Genomic DNA, 25,802 nt, shown 5'->3' with positions numbered 1-25,802 from the left:
CCAACAGTTCAGCTTCGACAGTTTGCAAAAAGGCACTGCTCCGAACGGCAACGGAAAGAAAAATCTCGCGACACCGCTGGTTTGATCCAAGCAATATCGCGAGATTTCTTTGGTGCGCCCGGAGGGATTCGAACCCCCAACCTTCTGATCCGTAGTCAGATGCTCTATCCGTTGAGCTACGGGCGCGTGGCGGAGATGACAGGATTTGAACCTGCGGTCCGCGTGAACGGACAACTCCTTAGCAGGGAGCCCCAATCGGCCACTCTGGCACATCTCCATAGCCTTTTTGAATACTACCGAACCTGCACAACATGACCAAACCATCACCCCACCTTCGCCATGCGATTACCCTCCCGCAGGCCCCGCACACAGTAGACTGTGCACCATGATTCGCCCCGATCTTGAGAACATCCCCGGCTACGTCCCCGGCAAGCGCAATGACACCGCACTGAAACTGTCGTCGAATGAGGTCAGCACCCCTCCCCTGAAGTCCGCCGCCCAGGCGATGGCGGAGGCCGCCCTCAGCGCGAACCGATATCCGGACATGGGGGCGACGGACCTCAAGCAGGCTCTGGCGGATCACCTTGGCGTGGAGCTGGACCAGGTCGCGGTGGGCAACGGCAGCTCGGCGCTGTGCCAGCAGTTGGTGCAGGTGACGTCCTCGTCGGAAAGCAATGTGATCTTCCCGTGGCGCAGCTTTGAGGCCTACCCGATTTTCGTGCAGGTCGTTGGCGCGCAGCCGCGGCCCGTCCCCCTGCTTGAGGACGGTAAGCATGATCTTGATGGGATGGCGTCGCTTATCGACGAACACACCTCGCTGATCTTTCTGTGTAACCCGAATAACCCCTCTGGCCAGGTGATTACTCAGGCGGAGTTTGATGCCTTCATGGCTAAGGTGCCCGCCGATGTTGTGGTGGGGCTGGATGAGGCGTACTTCGAGTACAACCGGGCTGAGGATACTTTTGTGGCCACGGAGGCGATCCAGCAGTACCCGAACGTGGTCGGGCTGCGCACTTTCTCGAAAGCTTATGGTCTGGCGGGTGTACGTGTGGGCTACGCGTTTGGCGCGCCGGAGATTATTGCCGCGCTCGATAAGGTGGCCATCCCCTTCGGAGTGAACGCCGTGGCCCAGGCCGGCGCGGTGGCTAGCCTGAATGCTGCCGACGAGCTCCTAGAGCGCACAGAGGAGACCGTGGCTATCCGCGACGCAGTGGCCGACCACGTGGGCGCGCTGCATTCGCAGGCAAACTTCGTGTGGCTGCCCGATGTGGACGCTCAGGATCTCGCGGCGAAGCTGGCGGAGCAGGGTGTGCTCACCCGCGCGTTCCCCGAGGGTTTGCGCATCACGGTGACCACGAAAGAAGAAGCCCAGACCTTGATGAAGGCCTGGGACGCGGTGCAGGGCTAGCGGACTATCCGCCGGCGAATGGTGGGAGCACGTCGACGCGGGTTGCACTAGCGACTGTGGCGTCACGTTCAGCGCGGCGGCCATCGACGAGGTAGGTGCAACGCTCGAAGACATCGGCCAGGCTCATCCCAGAATCGGTGGAACCCTCGTGGAGTTGGGCGGCGTGGGCCAGCACATCATCCAGGGTGTTAAAGGTGCCGTCGAGCGTTTCGGAGGGGGTGCCCGCGGCGGCGCGGGCGGCGGCAAAGTAGTGGATTTTCATGATGTGTCCCATGATGGCAAGACTTCCCTGTAAAATCCAGCCCGCTTGGTGAAGGACGTGGTGCGGGTACGATGGTTCAAAAGTCGTATGAAGAGAAAGGCACCGCAACACTGATGTCGCGTAAACCGGAACAACACCTGGCAGAGGTCAAGGCCCTCGTCGGCAGGCGCCCCACCGTCACCATGGGCTTGGTGGAGGCGGCGCGCGCCCAGGCCACCATTGCGCGCGACGTGGCGGCGGAGTTCGATTCGCCACGTTTCGATAATTCGCAGATGGATGGGTACGCGCTGTCGGAGGATCATGTGGCGGCGACCCCTGGGCAGTTCCGCGTGGGAGCAACCATTCCCGCCGGTACTGATCCTGCCGAGGCGTATCCGGATGGCATCACGAACGCAATTGTGCCGATCATGACGGGCGCGAAGGTCCCGCACGGCACGGCGGCGATCGTCCCGGTAGAGAAGTGCACGCCGGAGACTTTCGGCGCGGAAGGCGAGTTCATCCAGGTCCCGCCCACCCCGCATGGCCAGTTTGTGCGTGAGCAGGGCTCCGATATCAAGGCGGGCTCGACGATCGTTCCCGCTGGCACCACGGTCACCCCGGCGGTGGTGGCAACGCTTGCTGGTCAGTCGATCGCCGAGGTGGAGGTCCTGCGCCCGGCGCGCCTGGTGCTGGTTACTGGTGGCGCGGAGATCGGCACGTCAGGCAGCGCGGCGATCCCCGATGCCAACGCCCCCATGATGGAGGCCATGGCCGCACGTTATGGAATGAGCATTGCAGGGCACGTGCGCACGAATGATGACCCGGCGCAGCTGGAACGCGACCTCAAACAGGCGGTGGCTGACTATGCGCCGGACGCGATCATCACCTCTGGCGGGATCAGCCACGGCAAGTTTGAGGTGATCCGCCAGGTCCTAGAGACGGGGGGCTGGTTTGGCCACGTCGACCAGCAGCCGGGCGGCCCACAAGGCTTATCGACGATCAACGGCACCCCTGTGATCTGCCTTCCTGGAAACCCGGTGTCCACCATGGTCAGCTTCCTGCTCTACGTCGCCACGGTGTTGGGACATGCACCCAAGCCGCTCGAAGCGCTGCTGACCGAAGAGGTGACGGGTCTACCGGCGAAGGACCAATTCCGGCGCGGACAGCTGCACTTCGAAGGAGGCCAAGCTCGAGTCACGCCGGTGGGTGGTCCGGGTTCGCACCTGATTTCACAGTCGGTGCCGGCGAACTGTTTGATGCGAGTGCCACTGTCGTCGACAATTGCGCGCGATGGCCGCGTGATGGTCTACCCATTTTAAGGAGCTGGAAATGCGTACTGGTTTGGTGATTGTGTCGTCGACACGCGCGGCCCAAGGCGTCTACGAGGACAAGTCTGGGCCCATTGCCGTGGAGTTTCTGCGCGGGCTGGGCTATGAGACGCCGGACGCGCTAGTGGTTGCTGATGAGGATCTGAAGGAGACGATCGATGAGGTCTTCTCCCGCGAGGACTTGCCTCACGTGATCCTGACTTCGGGAGGGACGGGGGTCACCCCGGATGATCGCACCGTCGAGCACGTCACGCCCTACCTGGAGCGCCAACTGCCCGGCATCGTGCACGCCTTTTGGGCGGAGGGGATGAAGAAGGTGCCCACGGCTGTGATCTCGCGGGCGGTCGCCGGCGTTACCGGGCATACCTTCGTGATGACGCTACCTGGTTCCCGTGGTGGAGTAAAAGACGGCTGCACGGTGTTGGAACCATTACTGGAACACATCAATGACACGTTGGAAGGACCCTATGGCCACTAAAGATCCCGCTTATGTCGCCGAACAAACCGGCAAGGTCATCGACGCTTTCATGACTGAGCAGCGTCTCGAGGACCTCATGCCCACAGCCCGCGAGAAGACGATGACCCAGGCGATGGGCGCGCTGGTTGCCTTCGAGGGTGTGGTCCGCGACCATGACGGCGGGCAGCGCGTTGCCACCTTGAGTTATTCGTGCCACCCCACAGCCGACGATGAGATCGCGCGGGTGGCTGGGGAGATCGTCGAGAAGCACCCCAATGTGCGCGTGTGGACGGCGCACCGCACCGGCGATATCCCGATCGGCGAGGGTGCGTTTTTGGTGCTCGCGGCTGCTGCCCACCGCGCCGACGCGTTCGCGGCGTGCTCCGAGCTCGCCGACCGTGTGAAGGCCGAGGTGCCGATCTGGAAGGAACAAGAGCTGCTTGAGGGCGGCACGCAGTGGGTGGGCCTGGATGGCTAAATTCGATACCGGACGCTACCGCCGCCAGATCACCCTGACCGGCATCGAGGCCCAGGACAAGCTTGCCGATGCCCACGTAGCCGTCATCGGCGCCGGCGGTCTGGGCTCCCCCGCATTGCTGTACCTAGCGGGTGCAGGCGTGGGCACGATTACGCTTATCGACGATGACGTGGTCGATCTGTCCAACCTGCACCGTCAGGTGATTCACACGACAGAGCGGATCGGCACCCCCAAGGTGGGCTCCGCCGCGGAATCGGTGCGCGCGCTGAACCCCGATATCGAACTCATCGCAATCAATGACCGCCTGACCTGGTCCAACGCGGCGGACGTTTTTGCGGGCGTGGACGTGATCATGGACGGCGCCGACAACTTCGACACCCGCCACATCGCTTCCCACGCCGCCGCGCGCTTGGGCATCCCACACGTGTGGGCCTCGATCTTGGGCTATGAGTCCCAGCTCTCCGTGTTCTGGGCGGGCCACGGGCCGGTCTATGAGGACCTCTTCCCCACCCCGCCGGCGCCGGGCGTGGTGCCTTCGTGCGCGCAGTCCGGCGTACTTGGCCCCGTCGTCGGCGTGACCGGTTCGGCGATGGCGATGGAAACGTTGAAGCTGCTCATCGGCGTGGGCGAACCGCTCCTCGGCACGCTCGGCTACTACGATTCACTGGCCGGGCGCTGGGAGTATATCCCGATCGCCGCCGACCCCGCCGTCACCGAGCGCGTGCTTAACGACGAGCCCCCGCGCCAAGTTTCTGATATGCCCGAGGTAGCTGAAGTCGATGAGATTCCGGCTGGCGCCGTGGTGATCGACGTGCGTGAACCTGAGGAGTTCAGCCTGTTCCACATTCCCGGTGCGGTGAACGTGCCACTGGGCGAGATCCTGGGTGGGGTGACCCCCGAGGTACTGGAGGCCCCCGAGGACGAACGGCCACCCGTTGTGGTGCAGTGCGCTGGTGGCGTGCGCTCGGCTAAGGCGGTGGATGCGCTGCAGCGACGTGGTGTTTCTGGGGCGGTCAGCCTGCGCGGCGGCATTGACGCGTGGCAGAAGAAGCAGGGCTAGGAGTCTCTAGGGGCTGCCGGAGGGGCGCTCCGTAGCGCGAAACTCTTATTTTATTCTCATTATCAATTAACATTGCGCTTAGTTGAGAGTGAGAATACTATACAAATTGCTCCTTTTGTCCACCCTGCTAATTTCTGAAGGACTCCCTCATGCAGTTTGTACAGTCTCTTATTGCCCTGATCGTGACGATTGTTGTCACCCTTGCCGGCCTGCCCATCGGCCACCTCATCCCCCTTCCTGGCGGCGACAATCCGCCCGCGCCGACACAGCCAGCACCAGTTGCCCCAGGCCCTGACCAGCCTGCGCCCGCTCCTTCTCCAGCGACCGGGGATGAGTTTGTGGACGAGTTTGCCGCGAAGCTGAATAACTATCGCGCGCAGAACGGCCTGAACCCAGTGCGCGTTGACTCCACCCTGCAAAGTCAGGCAGCCCGCCACAGTGCTGCGTTGCGCCAGGCCGACCGCCTGTACCACGCGAACGACAACGTTTTTGAAAACGTCGCCGCCTCCTACTCCACCCCAAGCGCGCAGCAGTTTTTCGAGATGTGGCGCAACTCCCCCGGCCATAACGCGAACATGCTACAGGCCAATGTGACGAAGTTCGGTATTGCCGTCGACGGTCCAAGCCGCTCCAATACGTACTATGCCACCTTGCAGCTGCGCTAAATCATTCATGAATTTGGCAGTAAAGCTGGAGAATGTCCAGGTTTAACCAAGCCAAAATCCAGGTGCTGCGTTAACATCAGCCACATGCTTTTCATTTCTGCTGCAATTACCATGGTGGCCGCTGCTGCTGTGGCCTTAAGCCCATTGACTGCACAGGCCCAGCCCGCGCTGCCTCCCCTTCCGGACCCGAAGGACCTGTCGTCCCAGGTAGAGCTGCCACCGATGCCGCAGCTCCCTCTTATGCCACAGGTCCCAGACATCAACATCCCTGGTTGTACCTTCTAGCTCCGAGCTGAGCTCCCAGCTGGGCATCGCGCCACCGGCACTGCCCCCACAGATCGAGCCTAACGATGCGAAGCCAGCTCCTCGCATCGGCAACGGCGCCGGCGGCGAGGTCTTCACCTGGTCCGGTGGGCGTCATCGTCGTTACCTGATCAACATACCTACCAACTACAACCCGGCGCGACCTGCGCCGATCCTGTTTGGTTTCGATGGCTGGCGCGACTCCCCAGAGAATTTCCGCAACTACTCCCGCATGCATGAAACGGGCGCAGCACATGAAGCGATTCGCATCTACCCAGAATCCATCAACCGCGGCTGGGAGGGTGCCCCGTACGCGGTGGTTAACCGTGGCGAGGACATTGCGTTTGTGCAGCAGATCATCCAGGAAGTCGCACGCACCTATAACGTGGACCGCTCCCGCATCTACGCCATCGGCCACTCCAACGGTGGCGGCATGACGGCAACAGTTGCGTGCCGCCTGCCCCACGTCTTCGCTGGCGCGGCCTCTATCGGCGGCGCTTACTATGACCCTGTCAACCAGGGTTGCTCTGACGCACCGATCCCCTTCCTGATCATGCACGGCAGGGGCGACACCATGATAAGGTTCGAGGGCGGCCACCGCCACGGCGTCCACTACATCGGTGTTGATTCGCTGATGTCTAGCTACATCCGCCGCAACGGCTGCGCGTGGCCTCCACGCATCGACGCGATCCCTGGCGGTCACCGCCACGTATACCAGTGCTCCCGTGAGGAACTGCAGCTGATCACCAACCCACAGAACCACACCTGGAACCGTGTTCCAGATGCTTCCCAGGAGGCATGGAACTTCCTGTCGCGCCAGCGTCTGTAGTTCTCGGCTCTAGAGCGCATACTGCTGGAACTGGAATGTTGGAACAGGGGCCTTAAAGGGCCCAGGGCCACTAAAACTGCCCAGTTCCAACAGTTCAGCTTCGACAGTTTGCCCGGGCAGCCTAGGCAGCCTGCGCAGCGCGGCCCCGGCCACGAAAGCAGAAAACCAGAACCCCAGCTCACCCGAGCTGGGGTTCTGTCATTGGCGGAGACGAGGGGATTTGAACCCCTGGAGGTGTGACCCTCGCTGGTTTTCAAGACCAGTGCATTCGGCCGCTCTGCCACGTCTCCATCGGCACCAGAAAATCGGTGCGTGAAAGATTCTAGCCTACGGCCCACACATAATCGCTAATCTGGTCCCCATGAGTGAAAACAAAAGTGAAACCATGAAGGCGATTACACAAACGGATCTTGATGATCCCCGCTCCTTGAAACTGGCAGACGTAGATATCCCCGCCCTGAAGCCGGGCGAGGTGCTGGTGAAGGTCGCGGCCGCGGGCGTCAACCGCGCCGACCTCGTGCAGGCCCAAGGCAACTACCCGCCGCCGCAGGGAGAGTCCGACATTATTGGCCTGGAGTGCGCGGGCACCATCGTCGATGCCGGTGACACCGGTCGCGAGGTTGGCGAAGAAGTCGGCTGCCTGCTGGCCGGCGGTGGCTATGCCGAATACGTTGCCGTGCCAGAGGGCCAGCTGGTGCCAGTACCGCAGGGGTTCAGCCTCACCGACACCGCCTCCATCGTGGAGGTGGCCACGACGGTGTGGTCCAACGTCGGCATGCTCGCGGGCCTGAAAGAAGGCGACCGCGTCTTGATCCACGGCGGTGGCGGAGGCATCGGATCCTTTGCTATTCAGATGTGCAAGGCCATGGGCGCAGAAGTGGCCACGACGGCGGGCTCCCAGGAGAAACTAGAACACGCCCGCGAGTTGGGTGCGGACATCTTGATTAACTACAAGGAAGAGTCTTTCGTCGAGAAGCTTAAGGGCTCCTGTGATGTCATCTTGGACATCATCGGCGGGCCTTACCTGGAAGACAACGTGCGCAGCCTGGCGATGGACGGCACGCTCGTGGTGATTGCTGTGCAGGGCGGGCCGAAGGGGACGCTGCCTGTGGCGCGCATGATGCCGCGGCGCCAGTCGGTGCATGCGACGACGCTGCGGGCACGCCCGGTGGAGCAGAAATCAGAGATCTGCGCATCCACGGTGGAGCACGTGTGGCCGCTGATTGAGCAGGGCAAGATCCGTACGACGATCGACCGCACGCTCCCGCTTGCCGACGCAGCACAGGCCCACGAGCTCCTGGATTCCGGGAAGGTGACCGGCAAGCTCGTGCTGGAGGTTGCTGGCGACTAGGCCAGGGAGGCGACGACGCGGATCAAATGAAACACGTCCGCGGTGGTGTTGAACGGGCTGAGCGAGATGGTGACGGAGCCCCCGATATCCTCAACACCCATGTCCGTGAGCAGCGTGGTCGATGGGGTAACCGTTGTGACCACGCCGTTGTCCAGCAATCGGTGATAGACCGTCTCCGCCGGGACTCCGTTGACGAGGAATGACAGCCGTGGCAACCGCTCCTCCGGCGCGTCCGCCGCGGCCTCACCCGTGACACCAACAATGTGGACGGCAGACAAGGCACGCATCCCCGCGTAAAGTTCCAGTGCCAGGAAGTCGACATAGGAAGTTAGGTCTGCCATCGACTTTTCCAGTCGCCTCCGACGACTATTCCGCCCCTTCTGAGCAGGAGGGACTAAGTCGGCAAGGTGTTCCACCAGGGGTGAGACCCCGCCAGCGAGACCGGGGGCGATGTCCAAGGAAAGCTTGTTGGCGCCGTCGGTAGAGCCCACTGGGGAGACGGTATCCAGGCGGCGGAACATCGCCTCGTGGCGGAAGACTAAGGCAGCAATCTGCGGGCCGCCGAGGGCGCCAATATCAACGGCGACGATGTCTGCTCCCCACTCATCAAGATCGATGAGGCGGTAGGGAGCGTAGCTAGTGGCGTCGACAAGCACCCAGGCGCGGGAACGATCACGCACGTTGTCCGCGATGGTAGAGACATCCATCACCGTGCCCAGCAGACCATCGGCGGCAGGGATAGAGACAAGGCGGGTCGCCCCGTCGACAAGCTCCGTGAACTGATAAGCGGGCAGCACACCCGAACCCAAGTCGGGCTGCGCCCAACGCGTTTCCGCATTGACGCTCTTGAAAGGCACAAGGTGGGCGGGGTTCTCCACAGTGGACAGGACCACCGAGGAGTGATAACGAAACATCGGACGCATCGCCGCAGCCAAGGAAGCATAAAGAGCAGGCAGGTTTGGGCCCAGCACCACGCACTCCGCGGTGGATCCCACAAGGTCCGCGATGGCATAGCGTGCGTCCGCGATGAAAGCGTGACCTTCCGGGCGGCCGGCATAGCTTCGCGAGTGCGAACCCACCGGCGAATCCAGCGCTGTGACCTGAGGCGACATCCTGAAAGAGCGCGCTACAGCCGCCGAGACCCGCTCAGGGATCTGGGGGCAATCATGCGCATTGAGGTAGGTCCAGCCGTCGGAAAGGGAAGTGTAGAGCCCGCGGACGCGAAACACGTCGTACGTCATGAGCACTTCCTTTCTTCTTCACTCTGGCCACCCGTTAACACCATGACAACGAGCGAACCTTCCCTAGCTATTCAACCACTTCCCACAGACGATCACACACTGGTTACCCTCTCAGGTTCCCCACTGTGAACGCGACGGGACTTGGCAGCACCTTGACATGCGAAGCCAAACGAACGCGAAGATCTATACCCGCTGGTGAGTAGCGCGTTAGCTACACTATACTCGCGTCTATATTCAGGCACACGTCCGGAGGCTAGATGATGGCAACAACGCCTAAACTTACCATACTCTCAGGAATCTCAGGTATTGCGTCGATTGGTCTCGCCCTTACTCTAGGGGGCTGCGCCATCGACCAGCCCGAGGTGTCGTCGGCAAGCATCAACCCCTCGGTCACTGTTACTGAAACCGAACCAGGCCCCACGACGACGCTAGACCAGACCGTCACCGAAACCGAGACCATCACGAAGTACGTTCACGCCGACACGACCGTCGACACGCCCGGCCCGCTGCCCGGAGCAACGTCGGCCCCAAGCCCAACCAGCCCAGCACCCGAAGGTTTCGTCTGGGAGGAAGTAGGCCCTCACGACAGCGAACAGGCCTGCACCCGTGAACAGCGCGAGTCCCGCGACCAAACTAGCGCCTGCTTTGAACAAGAAGAGGGCTGGTTCTTCCACGCCCTTATCCCAGAACCCTGATCATCCGGACTAGGGTGAGAAACGTGCTTGATAAAACAAAATTGCGTCACGACGTGGCCCGAATGACTTCGGATGCCCACGACAACACGCCTCCGTCGAAGTCGAAGACCTTTGGCGCAGCCATCAAAGACCTCACCAAGGGGTGGGGCCAATACGAGCTCTGGCTGGAACTAGGGTGGCAGGACATCCGCCAGCGCTACCGACGCTCCACCCTCGGCCCCCTGTGGATCACCATCGCCACCGGCGTCATGGCAGTCGCCCTCGGCCTGCTGTACGCGCTGCTCTTCCAAATCGACTGGCGGCAGTTCCTACCGCACGTCACCGTCGGTTTCATCGTGTGGGGCTTCATCTCCGGCTGCATCAAAGAGGGCTCCAACGTCTTCATCGACAACGAAGGCCTAATCAAACAGCTGCCCTCTGCACTCTCGGTGCATGTCTACCGCCTGGTGTGGCGCCAACTGCTCTTCTTCTTCCACAACCTGATCATCTGGGTGATCATGGTGCCGCTGCTGGGCATTCCCCTGACGTGGGAAGTGCTCCTGGCCGTGCCGGCGCTGCTGCTAATCGTTCTCAACGGGGTGTGGGTGACCATGTTCTTCGGCATGGTCGCTACCCGGTTCCGCGATGTCGCACCACTGCTGGAGGCTCTCGTCCAGCTCGCCTTCTACGTCACCCCCATCGTCTGGACCACCCACACTCTGGAGGTTCGCGGCGGCGAGGTGGCTGACCAGGCCAAGATCGTGGAGATCAACCCACTGTTCCACTACCTCGAAATTATCCGCGCCCCGATGCTGGGCCATCACGTCGACGCCTACCACTGGTGGATCGTCATCGGCTGCACTGTCGTGGGCATTGCCATCACGCTGTTGGCCATGCGCCAATGGCGTTTCCGCGTGAGCTACTGGGTATAAAGGACACACTATGGTTTCTATCGATACCTACAACGCCTGCGTCGACTTCCCTATCTTCGACGCAAAATCACGCTCCCTGAAGAAGGCGATGCTGTCGTCGGCAGGCGGTGCTATCGGCAAGAATGACGCCAACACCGTCGTCGTCGAGGCACTGCGCGACATCAACCTGCACCTGCGCGAGGGCGACCGCGTGGGCCTCGTCGGCCACAACGGCGCCGGCAAATCCACCCTCTTGCGCCTGCTGTCCGGCATCTACGAACCCACCCGCGGTGTGGCTGATGTACGCGGCCGCGTCGCCCCCGTCTTCGACCTTGGCGTGGGCATGGACCCGGAGATCTCCGGCTACGAAAACATCATCATCCGCGGCCTGTTCCTCGGACAGACCCGCAGGCAGATGAAGAAAAAGATGGACGAGATCGCCGAATTTTCCGAGCTCGGCGACTACCTCGCCATGCCGCTGCGCACATACTCAACAGGCATGCGCGTGCGCCTGGCCCTTGGTGTGGTGACCTCCATCGAGCCGGAGATTTTACTTCTCGACGAAGGCATCGGTGCCGTTGACGCCGCATTCATGGCCAAGGCCCGCGTCCGCCTTGCCGAAATGGTCGAACGCTCCGGCATCCTCGTATTCGCCTCGCACTCCAACGACTTCCTAGCCCAGCTGTGCACCACGGCCCTGTGGATTGATCATGGGGAGATCCGTGAGGCGGGGCTTGTCGACGAAGTCGTCGAAGCCTACGAGGGTCCCGAAGCCGGAGAGCACGTGCGTGGCATGGTGGAACGTTTCCACGGCGAGGGCGAAGCTTTTGAGTCCTAGCTGACCGCTGCTCTCCGCAAACTGCTGGAACTGAACTGTTGGAACAGGGGCGTGTAGTGGCCTTGCGGCGCAAAAATCTCCCTGTTCCAACAGTTGAGGTTCGACAGTTTGGCTTTAAAGCGCTCAAAGCACTCAAAGCGCAAACCCTACAACAAACAGAACCCCCGATTCTGACAGTGCCGTACCACGTCAGAGCCGGGGGTTTCCATGCAGATCAGGACCGTGCTCCTGATGCAAGGGGCGCTAGGAAAGTCGCTGGGCAACCAGTGAGAAGTAGCTGGTTCCCCATCAACTGAATATCCACACCAGAAAAGAATATTCAGCGAGGATCACGCTTTCCTCTAGCGTCATGCTCTAAGTTAACACACCTGAGCTGCAGATGAATAAAATCCCTCGAAGAGGGGTTGGACACTGGGCGGGACCGCTCACGCTTTCCTCCTCAGACAGTGGCACAATAAACGCTATGGCCGACACCCCAATCTTGAATCCCGCTGGCACCACTGCTGCAGTCATCGTCACCCACAAGCGGGTGGAGCTGCTCCGCAATTCCCTGGAACAGGTGGTCAACCAGACTCACCCCGTCCAATGGGTGATCGTGGTGGACAACGGCTGTGAGCAGGAAGTGGAGGACCTCGTCGTCACGCTTGCAGGTGAGCGCGCGGTCTACCTGCCGTCGCAGACGAACCTGGGTGGCGCGGGCGGTTTCGCCTACGGGTTCCTCCACGCGCTGGCGCTGGGCGCGGACGCGATCTGGTGCGCCGATGATGACGGAATGCCTGCCGACGAAGGCGTCCTCGAAGAGCTGTACCGCGTGGCCAAGCGCGAGGGCCTACACCAAGTCTCGCCCGTGGTGGCCAATATCGAGGACCCAGAAAAACTGGCGTTCCCGCTGCGCCAGGGCCTGACGTGGAAGCGCCGCCGCGAAGAGCTCGACGGGGACTTCCTGCCCCAGTACGCCTCCCTCTTTAACGGTGCGCTGATCGCCGCTGCGGCGATGGAGCGGATCGGTGTGCCTGACTATCGCCTGTTCATTCGCGGCGACGAGGTCGAATACCACCGCCGGCTCTCCCAGTCCGGGCTGAAGTACGGCACCGCCCTGACCACGGCATATGTCCACCCGGATGGGTCGGCCGAGTTCCACCCCATCATGAACGGTAAGGCGCACGCCCAGTACCCGGATAATGAGACGAAGCGGTTTTTCACCTACCGCAACCGCGGCTACATCATCGGCCAGCGCGGGATGAAGAAGATGCAGTTGCAGGAACTGGTGCGTTTCGGCTGGTTCTTCCTGCTCGAAAGAAAGAACCCGAAAGAGTTTGTCCAGTGGCTGAAGCTGCTGCGGATGGGCGCGAACGAGGATTTCCGCCGGCCCTAGGGGCGCGCTTTACGACGACTGGATCGTCTTCGACCCGCCGTGGGGCCGGAAGATGATGGAGCGCTGCACCACAAAATTGATCGCTGTGGTGATCGATTGGGCCACGGCATAGGCGATGAGCAGCACCGGTGTTTGGGTGAGCACGGTGTTCTCATGCAGCCAGCCGAACAGGCTCTGGTAAATCTCCACGTTCAGCAGCCAGCTGACAAAGTAGAGCACCACCACGGCCACAAAGCGGCGGGCGGAGAACTTCTCCCGAAAGGTAAACCGCCGGTTGAGCATGTAAGCGACGAGAGTGCCGGCAATATACCCAACGGAACGGGCGTAGCCCTGGCCCAGCACCCCAAGACCGACTTGGAGCAGCCAGGTCAGGCCCACATCAATGCTGGCAGAGATCAGCCCGCTCAAACCGAAGCGCGCTGCTTGGGCGTGCAGCGCGTCGGATTTGTGCAGGTTTGCTGCCCGAAGCGCCGCCCATGCTGTTGAGATCGGGTACGCCATAGCGGCCCAGCCTAGTCCTTCTTAAAGATCAGCACCCGCTGGAGAACGAAGTTTGTGATGGTAGCAACACCCTGCGCGAGCACGAAGGAGATCACATCCTTCCACGGATCTTCGAAGCCCAAGGCGATGAGCGGGGCGTTGGTCACCCAGTACACGAACTGCTGGATGGCGAAGGTGGAGGCGTAGAGGATGAACACGGCCGTCGCCTTCTTGGCGCTGACCGCAGATTTGAAGGTGAAGCGCGAGTTCAGCAAGTAGGCGGCGATGGTGCCGAAGGTCCAGCCGATGGCTTTGGCGATCTGTCGGTCCCAGCCGACCACGAAGGTGAACAGCTGCGTCAGCGATAAGTCGATGAGTGCCGTGAAGATGCCCACCGTGGTGAAACGGACCAGCTGGACGATGGCGGAAGAGTCGTCGAAACGCTTCTCCTTGGGGCCCGGCGCGGGGCCGGAGTCAGAAGAAGGTTGTTCCTGGGGCGCTGGAGGCACAGTTGGCATGTGGGTAAATCCTAGTAGGCACTAGCAGGTGCGCGGGTCAAGGGCGCGCCTAGGGCTGCGAGTTACGCAGCAGTCCACGGTAAAGGTCCAGCCGATCCACAGGGGCGACGGCGGTAGCGCCGTAGGCGCCTATCGACGACAAGGTCTCCAGTGAGCGAGTGCACAATTGTTTCGCGTCGGCTGCAGTGATCCCATCCCCACTATCGGTGGTCCAACCCAGCGCGTCCATGGTTTCCTCGATGACGGTGTCGGTGAGCTCGTCGGCAGCCAAGCACGATAGGCCCAGCACGGTGGACCAGAAGGCGTCCACCTCAATCGGGTCGGCCTCCTGCGGCAGCGACTCCAAGGCGGACTCAATAGGTGAGTCCAACTCTACGTGGCGGTCGAGGTCCATGGCCTGCAGCAAGGGGATGAAATCGAAAATTTTGGCGCGTTCTATCAGATCACGCACGTCCGGCCGGGCGGATTCCAGTACGGAATCGACCACGCGCTCGTCGACAAGCGCCGCGTTGATGCCCGGCAAGTCAAAGCCGCAGCCCGCGAGCTCGCCGATCCCGCCAACGCACAGGTGACGCGGTGTGGCCTCATCGCGGAGCCAGCGATCGCCCAAGTAGACGGTGAAGCGGAGTAGACCGTAGTAAAAATGCAGGTGGTCGCCGGGGCGCAGCAGCAGCGAACCGAGGGGCATGCCGGGTTCGAGGGGGCAATCGTCGTCACGCCCCAGCGTGAAGCGGGCGGGCGCAGGCTCTTTCGGCAGGTTGAAAGCCGCCGCGAGGACTCGGCGCATGCAGTCCAATGTGGTGGATTCGTCTACGCCGATGTGGCGGATGACGTGCTCCCCGTTCGCGGTGATCTCTGCGCGTACCAGCAGAGTGTGGGGCCCCGCGCCGCGCGCAACGCGACGTGCCGCAAGGTCAATCACATTGTTGACGATGCGGTCGCGGCTCTCACCTGGCTTGAGGTGAAGCGGAGTGAAACGGGACATGGCCCCAAGCGTAGCGATTTTTAAGCAGTCGCCGTCGCTCCAGCGGCATCCACCGGCAAGGGCGCGTAGTCCGCGTCACCTTTCACCTTGCGCTGGACCGCCGCCACATTCCAGTATTCCACCAGCTCAGCGGCCTGTACCGCCACTTCCCATGCCCGGCGCGCGTGGGGTTCGCCGGTGAAGGCAAGCTGTTTCTCGCCGGTGGGAACGCTGGGGGCGCCGGCATCCTTCATGTTCTTGCGCACCTGTCCCAGTGGGTCCTCGGCGGCTGCGTCGATCACGTGCGCGTCGGCGGTGAGGCGCTCGACGTGTTCGGCATCGTCCGTGTCCCACGCTCCCGACAGCGCAGCGAAGCCCGGGGTGGTTTCCACGCGCCAGATCACTGTGCATTCTTCGCGCTTATCGACGATTGCCAGGACTAAAGAGTCGTTCATTTGCGGGCCTGCGCTTCCATTGCGGCGAAGACGAGGACAGCGGTGGCGATCCCCAGCACGCTGTGTGGCTTTTCAACACCCTTGCGGCCAAGCCAGGTGCCCAGCGCCTGCTCCGCGCGTGCGCCGCCGGCCAGAGTTAGCGCGCCGACCAGCAAGAGGACGAGAATCACGCCCCAGGTGGTGGAGACTGATGCGACAGGGGCGCCTGTGCCGCTGTCGCCACGCTCTTCGCGCGCAAGCACTGCGGTGAGGTCATTGCGCGGGTCCTCGTCGAAAGCGTTGAACGCGGCGATCGTGGCGAGGTTGGCTGCGGCGATGGTGCCGCGGGTCGCCCAGCGGGCGGTGGCGCCACGCACGAAGTCCGGCACCGCGACGAGCGCGCCGATGAATCCGGCCTGGAGGGCGCGGCCGCCGGTGGTGTTGTCAAGGGCGTTGTAGTCGATGGGTTCGTCAATAAGCTCGTGTTCCATAGTTGCCAATCGTAACTGGGCAGTAGTCTGGGGGCATGAGGAAGCACTACAAAGGCGATGACCCTGACGCGACGCACGTGGCCACACAGTTTGTCCAGGTCCCGTTGGATGATTTCATGACGCGCTTGATGGCCCAAGAGCTGCCGCTTTTGGATTCGCATTCGCGCAGCCGCGTGTACGAGGTTTTGGCTGAGCATAAGGAGCAGGGCTTGCCGACGATCACCTCTCAGGAGGAGTTGCCGGCCGAAATTAGAGAGATGATGGATTTATAGGTTAAACCCGAAACTGTTATTAATAGGATCTATTTCACAGGTTTCTTTACTACTTTAGTTAGATCACACTTGTAGGCTATGGGGTGCGTTGCGCCGAAAATATCGGCCGCACATCCGTACGCCTTCTGTAAGAAGAATGGAAAAGATGGAATTACACACTACTGAAAAGTCCCTCCATGGCTGGGGCCGTACAGCCCCGACAACAGCTCATGTGCTGGCGACTTCTGACCCAGAAACCATCATCAAGGCCGTCCAAATGGTGGCTGAGCAGAATGAATCCCTGCCTTCGAACGCGCGCCGCGGCGTGATTGCCCGCGGCATGGGTCGTTCCTACGGCGACCCGGCGCAGAACGCCGGTGGCCTGGTCATCGACATGCAGCCGCTGAACCAGATTCACTCGATCGACCCAGAGTCCGGCATCGTCGATGTTGACGGTGGCGTGACCTTGGACCAGCTGATGCGCGCCGCGATCCCCTATGGCCTGTGGGTCCCGGTGCTGCCGGGCACCCGCCAGGTGACCATCGGTGGCGCGATCGGCCCCGATATCCACGGCAAGAACCACCACTCGGACGGTTCCTTCGGTGACCATGTTGTCTCCATGGACCTGCTGGTGGCGGACGGCCGCATCCTCGAGCTCAAGCCTGAGGGTTCCACCGACGACCCAGACGGCGAACTGTTCTGGGCCACCGTGGGAGGAATGGGCCTGACCGGCATCATCATGCGCGCCAAGATCCAGATGACGAAGACTGAGACGGCCTACTTCCTCTCTGACACCGTGCGCACCAAGACTCTCGACGAGACGATCGAGGAGCACTCCAACGGTTCAGAGGAGAACTACTCCTACTCGTCGGCCTGGTTCGATGCCATCAACCCACCACCAAAGACTGGGCGCGCCACCATCTCGCGTGGCTCCCTGGCCACCCTGGAGCAGCTGGAGGAGTTCGCGCCGAAGCTGGCGAAGGATCCGCTGAAGTTCAGTGCACCGAAGCTGATGACGGTCCCGGACATCTTCCCGTCCTGGACCATGAACAAGCTCACCTTGAACACTATCGGCGAGCTGTACTACGCCATGGGCGCACCCAGCCAGAACGACATCAAGAACCTGACGCAGTTCTACCAGCCACTGGACATGATCGGCGAGTGGAACCGCGGCTACGGCCCTGCCGGCTTCCTGCAGTACCAGTTCGTCGTTCCGCCACACGCGGTGGAAGAGTGCAAGAGCATCATCTACCAGATCCAGGCTTCCGGCCACTACACCGCGCTGAACGTGTTCAAGCTGTTCGGTGAGGGCAACCGCGCTCCACTGTCCTACCCGATGAAGGGCTGGAACATCTGCGTGGACTTCCCTATCCGCCCGGGTCTCAACGAGTTCCTCGACCGCCTGGATCAGCAGATCCTCGAGTTCGGTGGCCGCCTGTACCTGGCGAAGGAATCCCGCACCACCCCAGAGATGTTCCACGCTATGTACCCAGGCATGGAGGGTTGGTTGAAGACCCGTAACGCCATTGACCCGAATGGCGTGTTCGCATCCGACATGTCCCGCCGCCTCGAGCTGAGCTAGAAAGGAATTACACATGCTGAACGCAGTAGGCCAAGCACAACACATCCTTCTTTTGGGCGGTACCTCCGAGATCGGCCTGGGCATCGTGAAGGAGTTCGTCTCCCGCGGCGGAAACCCCACCGTCACGCTGGCTGCCCGCAAGGACTCCCCGCGTATCGACGACGCCCGTGACCAAGTCACAGCAGCCGGAGCAGGCGAGGTCCACGTCATCGATTTTGACGCCACCGCTTTTGACACCCACCCGGAGGTCATCGATGAGGCATTCTCTCGCGGCGACGTCGATGTTGCCATCGTTGCCTTCGGCTCCCTGGGCGACCAGGAGCAGCTGTGGCAGGACCAGCAGGCGGCCGTGGACTCGGCGCAGCTGAACTACACCGCACCCGTTTCTGTGGGTGTGCTGCTGGGCCAGAAGTTTAAGGCACAGGGCCACGGCACCATCGTCGCGATGAGCTCCGTGGCGGGCATGCGCGTGCGCCGCTCCAACTTCGTCTACGGCGCCTCCAAGGCTGGCCTGGACGGTTTCTACACCCAGCTGGGCGAAGCGCTGCGTGGCGACGGCGTGAATGTGCTCGTCGTACGTCCGGGCCAGGTGCGCACCAAGATGACCGCGGACATGGAAAAGGAGGCTCCGCTTACCGTCGATGTGGAAGACGTGGCGGAGGAAACCGTCAAGGCGGTGCTGAATAAGGACTCCACCTTGTTCGTACACAAGGCTTTCGGGCCTGTCTCATTTGTTTTACAGCACATTCCTGCCTCAATCATGCGCAAGCTGAACCTCTAATTTGGTCGTATGTGGGACACTGTCACTCATGACCGTTTCACCCACTGAGCCCAACCAGAATCACGGGCAGCCCGCTGAGGACAGCGGGGACACCCCACCGATGGCGACTACCGGGTACGCCCCGGACGCAGTCTCCAGCACGAGGACATATGTCTCCGTGCTGGTGTACGCCGCCCTCGGTGGGGTGTTGTCGTTGCTGGCGTGGTTCGTGCTGCGCTCAACGTCTCTTCCTGCTTTTTCGACGTCGAACGTCACTCGGGCGATCAGCTCAGCGGCCACCATCATCCTGGTCGTTGCTGTGGTGCTGGTCGTGTTGATGTGGCTGCGCGACGCTAATAGGGCCAAGACCGCCAATGGGACGGCAGGCCCCGCACGCCCGAAGTGGAAAGAGATCCTGAGTGAGGTGGTGTGCTACCTCGCTCCGGCCGGGTTGGTGATTACCAGCCTGGGCATTCCCCTGTCGGCGACCAAGCTCTACTTGGATGGCATCCAGGTGGATCAGGGTTTCCGCACCCAGTTTTTGACCCGGATGACGGAAACCGCCGCCAACCAGGACATGAACTATATCGATATGCCTACCTACTACCCCATCGGCTGGTTCTGGTTGGGTGGCAGGCTAGCCAACATTCTGAACCTGGCGGGCTGGGAGGTCTACCAGCCCTGGGCTTTGGTCTCCATCGCGATGGCCGCGGCGGCGCTTGGCCCGGTGTGGCGCAAGATTCTCGGTTCCCTGCCGGTGGCAACGGCGGTGGCTTTGGTCACCACGTCGATTGTTCTGGTCATGGCTCCCGACGAGCCCTACGCCGCAGTCGTAGCACTGTTTGTCCCCGCGATGCTCATCGTGCTGCGCTACGCCATGACGGGGTCCTGGCCTGCCACCATCGGTGTGATGCTGTTCTTGGGCGTGTCGGCCTGCTTCTACACCTTGTACACCGGTGTTGCGGCACTCGCCGTGGTCATCCTGGGCATCATCATGGCGGTATGTTTCACGCACTCGTGGGGGCCTGTGATCCGCACCGCGGTCATCGGATTCGGCTCCATCGCGATCGCCTTGTTGGCTTGGGGCCCTTACCTCGCAGAGGTCCTGTCTGGCGCACCGATGGGTGAATCCACCGCGCCCCACTTCCTGCCGGAAGAAGGCACCACGTTCCCTGTCCCCTTCTTAGCGTTCAGCGTGGTGGGCGTGTTGTGCCTGCTTGGTTTGATCTACCTGATCGTGCGCTTCGTCGACCCAGACGTGCGCATGCTGGGCATAGGCCTGATCGTGTTCTACCTGTGGGTGCTGGCTTCGATGGTGGCCACGCTGGCAGGCACCACGTTGTTGGGATTCCGCGTCGAAACGCTCATTGTGCTCACGCTCGCCACAGCTGGCGTACTAGCCTTGGCGGACATCCGCCTGGTGGGTATCGAGTACCTCTACCCCGCCCGGTTCAGCGCTGAGGCGAACCGCCGGATCACCATCGCTTTCGTCGTTATCGTCGCACTGGGCGGCCTGTACTACGTGCAGAACATCCCGGGCGAAAATGAGTCCCATATCGATCGGGCCTACCAGGACACCGACGGAAACGGCGAACGTGCCGACCGCTACGCGCCGGATGCGGGCCGCTACTACAAGGATGTGGACGAAACGATCCGGGCCGAAGGCCACGTGCCCAGCGAGACCGTCATCTACACCGATGAGATCAACTTCATGTCCTATTACCCCTACCACGGGTTTAACGCCTTCACCAGCCACTATGCGAACCCCTTAGGGCAGTTCGACGAGCGCAACGACGCGCTGCGCAACTGGGCCACGGCATCCTACGATCTTGCCGACGACCCAGATGCCTTCATCGAGGAACTGGAGTCCACCCCGTGGGAGGCGCCCCAGGCATTCGTCTTCCGCGGTTCCACGGATTCCACCAGTGATGAGGTCGACCCCTGGAAGACACACATTGCTGAAGATATCTTCCCTAGTCAGCCGAATGTACGCTATGAGGGATTGTTCTTTAACCCTGCGGTGTTCGACAGCCCGGAGTGGGAAACCAGCCAGGTCGGCCCCTTCGTCGTAGCAGTCCGTACGCAGTAACCTCTGAAAGCCAAGTCAGGATCGAGAAAATTGAATTCTGTAGCTACACCCCAGGCCGCCTCCAGTGGCCTGAAAAACACCGCTATCGTGACGGGCCTCCTGGCCTTTCTCCTGTTCGTACTCACCCCTTTCTTGCCGGTGCAGCAGACGCAGTCGTCGTTGAACTGGCCGCAGGATGGAAGCGTGGAGTCCGTCAACGCGCCACTGATTTCCATGGCGCCGGAGTCCTTGGACCTGACGGTGCCAGTCGCCGCGTTCGATGCGGTACGCGATGGGCAATCGACGGTCGTCGGCACGCTCCCGGACGATTCGGAAGAAGCCTATGACCGTGGCCTCTTCGTCTCCATCACGGATGAAGGCGCGGTGTCCATCAGCTCCCTGAACAAGGTTGTGTTTGAGCTGTCCCCGACGCAGTTCGAGGCGCTTGACGACGATGCCGTTGTGAATATTTCCGCGACGGAAGACGGGGTGACTGTGGCCATCCCGGGCACCAACCATAAGGAGGAGACTGAGGAGGACCTGCGCCCGCAGGTCGCCGGCATTTACTCCGAGATCGACGAGGATGCCGCCGGCGGTGCTGAGGCACTGATCGACGCCGGGCTGAACGTTGATATGGAGATCAACTCACGGTTTACCTCCACGCCGACCACGCTGAAGTTCCTGTCCATGGTCGGCGGCATTCTGCTGACGATCGTGAGCTTAGCCTGCCTGTGGCGCATGGACCAGGCCGATCGTCGTCAATTGCCAGTATTTGGGCCGCGGTGGCGCACATTCAAGCCTTTGGACGGCATCGTGCTGTTCGTGTTGGGCTTCTGGCACATCTTCGGCGCGAACACGTCCGACGATGGCTTCATTCTGACGATGGCGCGCGTGGCCAATGAGTCTGGCTATATGGCCAACTATTACCGCTGGTACGGCGTGCCGGAAGCGCCTTTCGGCTCACCCTTCTACGACCTGCTCTCGCTGCTGGCCACCGTGTCCACCTCCTCGGTGTGGATGCGCCTGCCAACGCTGATCGCCGGCATCCTGATCTGGCTGCTGCTATCGCGTGAGATTCTGCCGCGGCTGGGGGATGTCGTTGCGAATCGACGCATGGCGTACTGGACTGCCGCGTTTGTGTTCCTGGCGTTCTGGCTGCCGTATAACAACGGCACCCGCCCAGAGCCCATGGTGGCTCTCGGCGTGATCGTCACGTGGGCACTTTTTGAGCGTGCCATCGCCACCAATCGCCTCTTCCCCGCTGCCCTGGGCACGGTGACGGCAGCCTTCACGTTGACGGTCGGCCCGACCGGCCTGATGGCAGTGGGCGTGTTCTTGGTCTCGCTGCCGCACCTCTTCCGCATCATGCGCAACCGCACCGTGATCGCGCCATGGCTCGCCTATATCGCCCCATTCTTAGCTGCTGGCACCGCCGTGCTGGTACCGGTGTTCGCGGACCAGACGCTGGCTGCCGTGCTCGAATCCACCCGAGTGCGCGGTGAGGTCGGGCCTTCGCTGGAGTGGTATTCCGAGTGGGCGCGCTACGCGACCTTGTTCCAGCAGTCGGTCGACGGCTCGATGACGCGGCGTTTCGCTATGTTCACCATGCTGGCCTGCCTCCTGCTGGTGGTGTGGTCCTTCTCCCGCCACGGCGGTGTGCCCGGCGCGGCGAAGGGCCCGACGATGCGCATGCTGCTCATCGTTGCGCTGTCCATGTTCTTCCTCATGTTCACCCCGACGAAGTGGACGCACCACTTCGGCATCTACGCCTCCATCGCCGGCGCGGTGGCCGCGTTGGGTGCGGTGGTGCTCTCCCAGATCGCGATCAAATCGGTGCGCGCCCGCACCCTGTCGCTGGCGGCCGTTGGGTTCGTCATGGCCATCACCCTGGCCGGCTGGAACGCGTGGTGGTACGTGTCCTCCTTCAACATCCCGTGGTGGGACCGCCCGGTGCAGTTCAAGGGCGTCGAGGCCGCCAACGTGATGCTGCTTATCTCGTTGATCGTTCTAGCCATCGGCATCTGGCAGTCCTTCAAGCACTCCTACCAGCGCGACAAGGCCGCAGAGGCCGGTACGCTCGAGGAGTTCGAAGCCGCTCAGCTTGCCGCCGGCGGAAAGTTCCGCAGCGTCATGACCGCCCCGATCGCGGTGGCCTCCATCCTGATGGTGGCGTTTTCCATGCTGTCGTTTACGAAGTCTTTCATCGACCAAGCTCCGGCATACTCTGTGGGAATGGGCAACGTGCGCACCTTCGCCGGCGACAAGTGTGGCCTGGCCAGCGACGCCTTGCTGGAGACCAACACCAACGATGCCTTCCTCACTCCCGTCGACGGGGTGCCGCTGGGCCGTTCGCTGGAATCCGGTGAGATCCGTGGCTTCCACCCGAACGGTGTCCCCGAGTTCATCGAGCCGGAAAATATGAGTTCGGCTTCTGTCGGCGCGATCGGTGACGCTTCCCAGACCACATCCGGTAACGCCAACACCGAATCGCGCACCACCACCGATACCGGTGCAGGTTCCGATGCTTCCGACGGCAGCGAGAGCACCTCGGACACCAGCAATAACGCAGAAAACACCAGCCAGGAAACGGTGTCTGAACAGTCCACCTCGACAGGTGGCACCCAAGGCAAACGCGACAGCGAAGACACCGGCGTCAACGATTCCACGGTGAACCTGCCATTCAACTTGGACTACACGCGCATCCCCGTCGTCGGGTCCTGGGAGGAAGAACCACGAAACACCGCTGAGCTGGAAACCAGCTGGTTCGAACTGCCCGAAGCCGCCGAGAACACCCCACTGCTGGTGATTTCTGTCGCGGGCAAGATTGCCCACCATGACATCAACGGTGTCGCCCAGGACGGCGAGGAACTCGTCGTCGAGTACGGTTCGCGTAACGACGATGGAACCTACAAGGTCCTTGGCGAAATCGAAATGTTGGATGCAGGCCCCACCCAGTCCTGGCGCAACCTGCGCTACCCGCTGGAGGACCTGCCCGAGGAGGCAGAGGTAGTGCGCATCGTCGCAAGCGACACCTCCCTGTCGCCTGATGACTGGCTCGCCGTCACCCCACCGCGCGTGCCCGAACTGGAATCGATGAATGACCTCATCTCCCCAGACACCCCGGGGCTGATCGACTGGTCCGCTGCCCTGCAGTTCCCGTGCCAGCGCACGTTCAACCACTACGCCGGCGTGACCGAGATCCCCGAATACCGCGTCTCCCCCGACGCGCCGGGCAAGGCCGCCCTGTCCGGGTTCATGGACTTCCTCGGCGGCGGCTCCCTGGGCACCGCGGAGGCCGTGAACTACTCCTACGAGGTGCCGGGCTACCTGCGCGATGACTGGCAGCGCGACTGGGGTTCCGTGTCGAAGTACCACCTGCGCACCAACTCGCAAGGCGAAGCGCCGAAGCTTGCGACGATCGACCATGAGGAGATCACCCGCTCCGGGCTGTGGCACCCGTCGGATATGAAGATCCGCGATATCGACTAGGGCTAGTCGGATATCGGTGTGTCAGCTGGTTCTAATTCCAGCTGGCGCACCGATGTCAACGCTTGTGGGGTATGCACGTAGGTATCGTCGGCACGCGCCGCGCGGACGGACCGCACCCACACGTAGGCCCACAGGCCATACAGGGCGATGGCGACGATCGCGAACTGCACATAGTGCATCCACTCCTCTTCCCAGGAGTAGTTCCACGCGAAGTGGAAGAGGAACGCGGCGCCGAAGTAGAGGGCCACGGCACGGATGCGCCAGCTCAGCGGCTTGGCCCCCACAAACAAGGCCAGCCCGATCCCCCAGCCGGCCAGCCCCGTCAGGCCCGTATGCAGCAGCGGGCCAAACACGAGGCGCAGGCCCCACGTGTCCAGCATGCCGGCCATGTCGGATGAGGCGTGCATCATCCCACCCATGGTGCCGTAGAGCATGTTTTCCATCATGTCGAAACCAAGGCCCACGACCATCCCCACCATGAAACCGTGCCAGGGGCGGTAGAAGCGCGGGAAAGACATGAGGATAAACAGCACACCCAGCGCCTTTGCGGGCTCCTCCGGCCAGGCACCGCCAAAGGAGGCCACCGATTGTTCCCAGCGCAGCGCCAGCGCAAGATCCATCGCCGGTAGCCCCGACGCGATGACGATGAGCAACGACACGCCGGCACCCCACAGCAGGGCGCACAGGATCCAGCCGATGCTTGACGACGACCACCGCGGCCAGATCGGGGTTTTGCGCAGTACCGCCAGGACCACGATAGTCAGCACGGCCGCGATCGCCAGGCTGGCGGCGGTCGCACTGGGCGCAAGCAGCAGGTTGACGACAACGTCGATGAGCAGGACGGGCACGCCGACCAGTACGGCGATGATCATGGTGTAGCGAAAAAGCTTGGACATCCTGTTTCTTTCCTCTGTTCCTTTTGTGCGCTACAGCGTTTGCACCTGTGGCATGGGGCGCAGTGGGCGCTCGCGGCCCGGCAGGGGTTCGTCGTCAAGCACGCCGCTGTCCTGCAGCTGGGCGAGGACATCCTGCGCCATCGGTGTCCCGGTCAGCCCCTCCCAGATCTGCGATGCCACCGAGGCGACCTCATCGGGGTGTGACCCGCTGACGGTGGCGAACAACACTTCCTCGTCGAATTCGCCTGCGCCACGCACCGTCATCGCGATGGTGGGCCCGGTGAATCGGTCCAGGTAGAAAAATACATGATTGTCGCCGAAGGTCATGACCGTGCCGGAAGAGCTATCGACAAGATCGTTGTAGGCGCGCACCTGCCGCCTTAAGGTGCGCTCCGGGTCATCGGTCCACTCCGTACTCGCCGCTAAGACCGTCGCGCCGCCGCAGTTCCAGCCCTGGCCGGTCATGGCGTAAGGGTCAACTTCGCACACCAGGTGCTCGATGGGTTCTGTCCACTCCGAATAAGCCGAACTCAGCTCAACTTTCTCCCGCACAGCTGGCGGATCCGGCAACGCCCACACGGCTAAAGCCGGAGCAGCAAGAAACGCCACTACCGCTGCCAGTGAGGCCGCGAACAGGCGGCCTGTGCGGCGCGGACCGAAGCGATAAGAAGGCGAATACGAAAGCATGGACCCAGCCTAATAGTTAGAGT

General features: G+C 62.0%; 27 protein-coding genes and 3 tRNA genes. 18 read left to right on the top strand and 12 right to left on the bottom strand.

Annotated elements, in window-relative coordinates; all coding sequences use genetic code 11:
- Nucleotides 1-110: 110 nt before the first annotated feature.
- Nucleotides 111-186: transfer RNA gene (locus B097_RS0110655), tRNA-Arg, on the bottom strand.
- Nucleotide 187: 1 nt separating this feature from the next.
- Nucleotides 188-277 (bottom strand) — tRNA-Ser (locus B097_RS0110650).
- Nucleotides 278-385: 108 nt separating this feature from the next.
- Between B097_RS0110650 and B097_RS0110645 the strand changes: the two genes are divergently transcribed.
- Nucleotides 386-1,408, top strand: a complete 1,023-nt coding sequence (locus tag B097_RS0110645; protein ID WP_018582514.1) for a histidinol-phosphate transaminase — start codon at nucleotides 386-388, stop codon at nucleotides 1,406-1,408.
- Between the two features lie 4 nt (nucleotides 1,409-1,412).
- Here the strand turns inward: B097_RS0110645 and B097_RS0110640 are convergent, their stop codons facing one another.
- On the bottom strand, nucleotides 1,413-1,682 hold the full coding sequence (locus B097_RS0110640; RefSeq protein WP_018582513.1) for a MoaD/ThiS family protein: 270 nt from the start codon (nucleotides 1,680-1,682) through the stop codon (nucleotides 1,413-1,415).
- 59 nt (nucleotides 1,683-1,741) lie between these two features.
- Between B097_RS0110640 and B097_RS0110635 the strand changes: the two genes are divergently transcribed.
- From B097_RS0110635 to B097_RS12945, 7 genes are all read left to right on the top strand, one after another.
- Nucleotides 1,742-2,968: a molybdopterin molybdotransferase MoeA gene (locus B097_RS0110635; RefSeq protein ID WP_018582512.1), complete on the top strand. Its 1,227-nt coding sequence runs from the start codon at nucleotides 1,742-1,744 to the stop codon at nucleotides 2,966-2,968.
- 10 nt (nucleotides 2,969-2,978) lie between these two features.
- Nucleotides 2,979-3,455, top strand: a complete 477-nt coding sequence (locus tag B097_RS0110630) for a MogA/MoaB family molybdenum cofactor biosynthesis protein (RefSeq protein WP_018582511.1) — start codon at nucleotides 2,979-2,981, stop codon at nucleotides 3,453-3,455.
- Nucleotides 3,445-3,912 carry a molybdopterin synthase catalytic subunit gene (locus B097_RS0110625; protein ID WP_018582510.1) on the top strand — a complete coding sequence of 156 codons (468 nt, stop codon included), beginning with the start codon at nucleotides 3,445-3,447 and terminating at the stop codon, nucleotides 3,910-3,912. The genes B097_RS0110630 and B097_RS0110625 overlap by 11 nt, the downstream gene beginning before the upstream one ends.
- Entirely contained in the window at nucleotides 3,905-4,972 is a 1,068-nt protein-coding gene (locus B097_RS0110620) for a ThiF family adenylyltransferase (protein ID WP_018582509.1), read from the top strand. The genes B097_RS0110625 and B097_RS0110620 overlap by 8 nt, the downstream gene beginning before the upstream one ends.
- 149 nt (nucleotides 4,973-5,121) lie before the next feature.
- A complete protein-coding gene (locus tag B097_RS0110615; RefSeq protein ID WP_026254472.1) occupies nucleotides 5,122-5,637 on the top strand; it encodes a CAP domain-containing protein in 516 nt (171 codons plus the stop codon).
- A gap of 84 nt (nucleotides 5,638-5,721) precedes the next feature.
- The gene (locus tag B097_RS13770) at nucleotides 5,722-5,922 is read left to right on the top strand and encodes a hypothetical protein (RefSeq protein ID WP_018582508.1); all 201 of its coding nucleotides are present in this window, start codon (nucleotides 5,722-5,724) and stop codon (nucleotides 5,920-5,922) included.
- Entirely contained in the window at nucleotides 5,906-6,769 is an 864-nt protein-coding gene (locus tag B097_RS12945; protein WP_342352759.1) for a CE1 family esterase, read from the top strand. Before B097_RS13770 ends, B097_RS12945 begins: the two co-directional genes overlap by 17 nt.
- A 202-nt stretch (nucleotides 6,770-6,971) precedes the next feature.
- Here B097_RS12945 and B097_RS0110600 read toward each other — a convergent pair.
- Nucleotides 6,972-7,059: transfer RNA gene (locus tag B097_RS0110600), tRNA-Ser, on the bottom strand.
- Nucleotides 7,060-7,154: 95 nt separating this feature from the next.
- On the opposite strand from B097_RS0110600, the gene B097_RS0110595 reads away from it, so the two are divergent.
- Nucleotides 7,155-8,120 (top strand): NAD(P)H-quinone oxidoreductase, encoded by a 966-nt coding sequence (locus tag B097_RS0110595; RefSeq protein ID WP_018582506.1) that lies wholly within the window; start codon nucleotides 7,155-7,157, stop codon nucleotides 8,118-8,120.
- Here B097_RS0110595 and B097_RS0110590 read toward each other — a convergent pair.
- Nucleotides 8,117-9,361 (bottom strand): aminotransferase class V-fold PLP-dependent enzyme, encoded by a 1,245-nt coding sequence (locus B097_RS0110590; RefSeq protein ID WP_018582505.1) that lies wholly within the window; start codon nucleotides 9,359-9,361, stop codon nucleotides 8,117-8,119. The genes B097_RS0110595 and B097_RS0110590 overlap by 4 nt on opposite strands.
- A 260-nt stretch (nucleotides 9,362-9,621) precedes the next feature.
- Between B097_RS0110590 and B097_RS0110585 the strand changes: the two genes are divergently transcribed.
- The 4 genes from B097_RS0110585 to glfT1 all read left to right on the top strand — a co-directional run bounded on the left by B097_RS0110585 (nucleotide 9,622) and on the right by glfT1 (nucleotide 13,159).
- A complete protein-coding gene (locus B097_RS0110585; protein ID WP_147287107.1) occupies nucleotides 9,622-10,056 on the top strand; it encodes a hypothetical protein in 435 nt (144 codons plus the stop codon).
- 14 nt (nucleotides 10,057-10,070) lie between these two features.
- Complete coding sequence (gene wzm, locus B097_RS0110580; protein WP_434061691.1) at nucleotides 10,071-10,967, top strand: galactan export ABC transporter permease subunit Wzm/RfbD; 897 nt, start codon at nucleotides 10,071-10,073, stop codon at nucleotides 10,965-10,967.
- A 10-nt stretch (nucleotides 10,968-10,977) separates the two neighbouring features.
- Complete coding sequence (gene wzt / locus B097_RS0110575) at nucleotides 10,978-11,784, top strand: galactan export ABC transporter ATP-binding subunit Wzt/RfbE (RefSeq protein ID WP_018582502.1); 807 nt, start codon at nucleotides 10,978-10,980, stop codon at nucleotides 11,782-11,784.
- A 463-nt stretch (nucleotides 11,785-12,247) separates the two neighbouring features.
- Nucleotides 12,248-13,159: a galactofuranosyltransferase GlfT1 gene (glfT1, locus tag B097_RS0110570; RefSeq protein ID WP_018582501.1), complete on the top strand. Its 912-nt coding sequence runs from the start codon at nucleotides 12,248-12,250 to the stop codon at nucleotides 13,157-13,159.
- A 9-nt stretch (nucleotides 13,160-13,168) separates the two neighbouring features.
- On the opposite strand, the gene B097_RS12940 is transcribed toward glfT1, so the two are convergent.
- The 5 genes from B097_RS12940 to B097_RS0110545 are packed head-to-tail and all read right to left on the bottom strand — an operon-like array spanning nucleotide 13,169 to nucleotide 16,046.
- A complete protein-coding gene (locus B097_RS12940) occupies nucleotides 13,169-13,660 on the bottom strand; it encodes a GtrA family protein (RefSeq protein ID WP_018582500.1) in 492 nt (163 codons plus the stop codon).
- An 11-nt stretch (nucleotides 13,661-13,671) separates the two neighbouring features.
- On the bottom strand, nucleotides 13,672-14,157 hold the full coding sequence (locus B097_RS0110560; protein WP_018582499.1) for a GtrA family protein: 486 nt from the start codon (nucleotides 14,155-14,157) through the stop codon (nucleotides 13,672-13,674).
- Between the two features lie 49 nt (nucleotides 14,158-14,206).
- Nucleotides 14,207-15,142, bottom strand: a complete 936-nt coding sequence (locus tag B097_RS0110555) for a hypothetical protein (RefSeq protein ID WP_018582498.1) — start codon at nucleotides 15,140-15,142, stop codon at nucleotides 14,207-14,209.
- A gap of 20 nt (nucleotides 15,143-15,162) precedes the next feature.
- On the bottom strand, nucleotides 15,163-15,576 hold the full coding sequence (locus B097_RS0110550; RefSeq protein ID WP_018582497.1) for a hypothetical protein: 414 nt from the start codon (nucleotides 15,574-15,576) through the stop codon (nucleotides 15,163-15,165).
- Entirely contained in the window at nucleotides 15,573-16,046 is a 474-nt protein-coding gene (locus B097_RS0110545; RefSeq protein ID WP_018582496.1) for a hypothetical protein, read from the bottom strand. The genes B097_RS0110550 and B097_RS0110545 overlap by 4 nt, the downstream gene beginning before the upstream one ends.
- 35 nt (nucleotides 16,047-16,081) lie before the next feature.
- Here B097_RS0110545 and B097_RS0110540 point away from each other — a divergent pair, with 35 nt between their 5' ends.
- The 5 genes from B097_RS0110540 (at nucleotide 16,082) to B097_RS0110520 (ending at nucleotide 24,196) form a co-directional block, all read left to right on the top strand.
- On the top strand, nucleotides 16,082-16,318 hold the full coding sequence (locus tag B097_RS0110540; RefSeq protein WP_018582495.1) for a hypothetical protein: 237 nt from the start codon (nucleotides 16,082-16,084) through the stop codon (nucleotides 16,316-16,318).
- A 145-nt stretch (nucleotides 16,319-16,463) separates the two neighbouring features.
- Entirely contained in the window at nucleotides 16,464-17,879 is a 1,416-nt protein-coding gene (gene dprE1, locus B097_RS0110535) for a decaprenylphosphoryl-beta-D-ribose oxidase (RefSeq protein WP_026254469.1), read from the top strand.
- Nucleotides 17,880-17,892: 13 nt separating this feature from the next.
- Entirely contained in the window at nucleotides 17,893-18,660 is a 768-nt protein-coding gene (dprE2, locus tag B097_RS0110530; RefSeq protein ID WP_018582493.1) for a decaprenylphospho-beta-D-erythro-pentofuranosid-2-ulose 2-reductase, read from the top strand.
- A gap of 28 nt (nucleotides 18,661-18,688) precedes the next feature.
- Nucleotides 18,689-20,728 (top strand): galactan 5-O-arabinofuranosyltransferase, encoded by a 2,040-nt coding sequence (locus B097_RS0110525; protein ID WP_026254468.1) that lies wholly within the window; start codon nucleotides 18,689-18,691, stop codon nucleotides 20,726-20,728.
- A 30-nt stretch (nucleotides 20,729-20,758) separates the two neighbouring features.
- On the top strand, nucleotides 20,759-24,196 hold the full coding sequence (locus B097_RS0110520; protein ID WP_018582491.1) for an arabinosyltransferase domain-containing protein: 3,438 nt from the start codon (nucleotides 20,759-20,761) through the stop codon (nucleotides 24,194-24,196).
- Nucleotides 24,197-24,198: 2 nt separating this feature from the next.
- On the opposite strand, the gene B097_RS0110515 is transcribed toward B097_RS0110520, so the two are convergent.
- Entirely contained in the window at nucleotides 24,199-25,092 is an 894-nt protein-coding gene (locus B097_RS0110515) for a PrsW family intramembrane metalloprotease (RefSeq protein WP_018582490.1), read from the bottom strand.
- 30 nt (nucleotides 25,093-25,122) lie between these two features.
- Entirely contained in the window at nucleotides 25,123-25,779 is a 657-nt protein-coding gene (locus B097_RS0110510; protein WP_018582489.1) for a hypothetical protein, read from the bottom strand.
- Between the last annotated feature and the right edge of the window lie 23 nt (nucleotides 25,780-25,802).

This window comes from Corynebacterium pilosum DSM 20521 = CIP 103422 (assembly GCF_000373805.1).
GTDB lineage: Bacteria > Actinomycetota > Actinomycetes > Mycobacteriales > Mycobacteriaceae > Corynebacterium > Corynebacterium pilosum.
This window is presented reverse-complemented; position numbering and strand designations above follow the sequence as displayed.

Excerpts from the sequence above, each read along its gene's own strand:
- B097_RS0110645 (WP_018582514.1), top strand. The coding sequence starts at position 386 with ATGATTCGCCCCGATCTTGAGAACATCCCCGGCTACGTCCCCGGCAAG.
- B097_RS0110640 (WP_018582513.1), bottom strand. The coding sequence starts at position 1,682 with ATGGGACACATCATGAAAATCCACTACTTTGCCGCCGCCCGCGCCGCC.
- B097_RS0110635 (WP_018582512.1), top strand. The coding sequence starts at position 1,742 with ATGGTTCAAAAGTCGTATGAAGAGAAAGGCACCGCAACACTGATGTCG.
- B097_RS0110630 (WP_018582511.1), top strand. The coding sequence starts at position 2,979 with ATGCGTACTGGTTTGGTGATTGTGTCGTCGACACGCGCGGCCCAAGGC.
- B097_RS0110625 (WP_018582510.1), top strand. The coding sequence starts at position 3,445 with ATGGCCACTAAAGATCCCGCTTATGTCGCCGAACAAACCGGCAAGGTC.
- B097_RS0110620 (WP_018582509.1), top strand. The coding sequence starts at position 3,905 with ATGGCTAAATTCGATACCGGACGCTACCGCCGCCAGATCACCCTGACC.
- B097_RS0110615 (WP_026254472.1), top strand. The coding sequence starts at position 5,122 with ATGCAGTTTGTACAGTCTCTTATTGCCCTGATCGTGACGATTGTTGTC.
- B097_RS13770 (WP_018582508.1), top strand. The coding sequence starts at position 5,722 with ATGCTTTTCATTTCTGCTGCAATTACCATGGTGGCCGCTGCTGCTGTG.
- B097_RS0110595 (WP_018582506.1), top strand. The coding sequence starts at position 7,155 with ATGAAGGCGATTACACAAACGGATCTTGATGATCCCCGCTCCTTGAAA.
- B097_RS0110590 (WP_018582505.1), bottom strand. The coding sequence starts at position 9,361 with ATGACGTACGACGTGTTTCGCGTCCGCGGGCTCTACACTTCCCTTTCC.
- B097_RS0110585 (WP_147287107.1), top strand. The coding sequence starts at position 9,622 with ATGGCAACAACGCCTAAACTTACCATACTCTCAGGAATCTCAGGTATT.
- wzt (WP_018582502.1), top strand. The coding sequence starts at position 10,978 with ATGGTTTCTATCGATACCTACAACGCCTGCGTCGACTTCCCTATCTTC.
- glfT1 (WP_018582501.1), top strand. The coding sequence starts at position 12,248 with ATGGCCGACACCCCAATCTTGAATCCCGCTGGCACCACTGCTGCAGTC.
- B097_RS12940 (WP_018582500.1), bottom strand. The coding sequence starts at position 13,660 with ATGGCGTACCCGATCTCAACAGCATGGGCGGCGCTTCGGGCAGCAAAC.
- B097_RS0110560 (WP_018582499.1), bottom strand. The coding sequence starts at position 14,157 with ATGCCAACTGTGCCTCCAGCGCCCCAGGAACAACCTTCTTCTGACTCC.
- B097_RS0110555 (WP_018582498.1), bottom strand. The coding sequence starts at position 15,142 with ATGTCCCGTTTCACTCCGCTTCACCTCAAGCCAGGTGAGAGCCGCGAC.
- B097_RS0110550 (WP_018582497.1), bottom strand. The coding sequence starts at position 15,576 with ATGAACGACTCTTTAGTCCTGGCAATCGTCGATAAGCGCGAAGAATGC.
- B097_RS0110545 (WP_018582496.1), bottom strand. The coding sequence starts at position 16,046 with ATGGAACACGAGCTTATTGACGAACCCATCGACTACAACGCCCTTGAC.
- B097_RS0110540 (WP_018582495.1), top strand. The coding sequence starts at position 16,082 with ATGAGGAAGCACTACAAAGGCGATGACCCTGACGCGACGCACGTGGCC.
- dprE1 (WP_026254469.1), top strand. The coding sequence starts at position 16,464 with ATGGAATTACACACTACTGAAAAGTCCCTCCATGGCTGGGGCCGTACA.
- dprE2 (WP_018582493.1), top strand. The coding sequence starts at position 17,893 with ATGCTGAACGCAGTAGGCCAAGCACAACACATCCTTCTTTTGGGCGGT.
- B097_RS0110525 (WP_026254468.1), top strand. The coding sequence starts at position 18,689 with ATGACCGTTTCACCCACTGAGCCCAACCAGAATCACGGGCAGCCCGCT.
- B097_RS0110515 (WP_018582490.1), bottom strand. The coding sequence starts at position 25,092 with ATGTCCAAGCTTTTTCGCTACACCATGATCATCGCCGTACTGGTCGGC.
- B097_RS0110510 (WP_018582489.1), bottom strand. The coding sequence starts at position 25,779 with ATGCTTTCGTATTCGCCTTCTTATCGCTTCGGTCCGCGCCGCACAGGC.